1 pseudogene is annotated in these 1,602 nt (G+C 48.1%); it reads right to left on the bottom strand.

The features are described from left to right. Positions 1-1,602 (bottom strand): annotated as a pseudogene (locus tag KZ793_RS22375) (filamentous hemagglutinin N-terminal domain-containing protein); the annotation flags it as partial.

Here is a 1,602-nt window from a genome sequence, read left to right as displayed (position 1 = left end):
GCCCTGATGTCCCAACATTAAATGTCTGATAATGGTTATGTGAAACACCACGGGCGTTAGGGGCCGCAATATGAATAATCGGGCGATTGTTTTTCGAGGTAATTCGCGTTTGCTTATCCGCCAGTTTAATTCCCGGTACTTCTCCTTCTATTTCGGAGAAGTTCATTGTCAGTTCAGGACCCTGTCTTAACGCACTTTCAATCAGCGCAGCAGTCACCGGCGTATACTTCCCAGCCACTGAGTTATACTTCCCTGCGGCTGAGTGCAATTCGGTGTTGTTTTGGGCGAGGGTCGTCGTCCCTTTGGCTAACAACGTGGCGTCAGTATCGACAATCTGACCGCCGGCATTCAGGGTTAAATTATTGCCGGCCGTGAGGGTGCTTTTTATCATCGGGAAGTGAAATGGGGGAGCGGAGGGTTCATCTTCCTCATCATCAATATCGTCCTCATTGACCGCGTATTTTTTATCGCCATTTTCATATTCATAGGCGTCTTCCGTACTGATATCCAGCGCATCACCACTGGTCAGGGTGATATCTTTCCCCGCCGTCAACGACAGGGTTCGCAGATCAGCAACCTCGCCAGCATGGATCTCAATATTTTCATCCGCTTGCAATTGGCTGAGCTGGTGCAGACGCTGGTTGATGAGGGCGTGTTGAGTTTCATCATTGGGTCGAATCCCCTCATCATTAAAATCCGCATAAGCCGCTATTTCAATCATCCCATTGGCCGCCAGGAAGATATTTTTCGCCTTATTGATCAGCATATTTGAAAGATTAATATGACCCCCGGCGATAATACGTAACCTGTTATCCGCAGAAAGCGTGGTGAATGCCGATATTCCTTCCGGGGTATAGTCGTCGCCGGAGACCAAAGAGAGCAGTCCCCGGCGGGCAAGCAGGGTCACATCACGACCGGCGATATCATAGCCCTTCACATCAAGATGTGACTTTCCCTCCAGCATGACATGGTTCCCAGCTTTTAACTTCCCCTGGCTTAAATACACGGTTTCTGCGTTAACGGTTAAGTTTTGTTCTGCCCTCATTGACGCCCGATTCACTAAGTCTCTGGCCGTGAGCGCAATGTTTTTCCCGGTGATTAAAGCCAGATCAGTGGGTCTCTTTCCCGCTTGAAAATGTTCTTTATCAAAATTAAAACGAAATCCTTCGTTAAATACCGCCGTCAGATCCCCACCGGCACTCAGTTTACCGATGATATTCTCCTGACAGTCTTTTATCGCTTGGGTTGAAAAATTTTTGCCTGTCAGAGTGAGATTGTGTCCCGCGCTTAATTCGCCAACATTGTTTATCTCGTTAGCGGTAATGTGGTTATTTTTATTCGCCCTGATAATGGGGTGACTTTGCTTAATCGGGTTTACGTTATCCAGTTGAGTCGCTTTAAGGGTGACATCACCACCGGCACGGATTTGACCCTGATTATGCAATGTTTCGGTGGTCAATGTCAGATGTTGACCCGCCTGCACATGGCTGTGTGCCGCCGTTTCAATGGCTTTGCTGTTGATGTTAATGTCCGTTTTGGCCTGGACTTCCCCCAGGATAATTTTACCCTCAGTCGTTAAACGGATAGCGTCTTGGGTTGTGG

The sequence above is a fragment of the Photorhabdus antumapuensis genome (assembly GCF_020387775.1).
Lineage (GTDB): Bacteria > Pseudomonadota > Gammaproteobacteria > Enterobacterales > Enterobacteriaceae > Photorhabdus > Photorhabdus antumapuensis.
The sequence above is the reverse complement of the archived record's forward strand: the minus strand, read 5'-3'. Positions and strand labels throughout refer to the sequence as shown.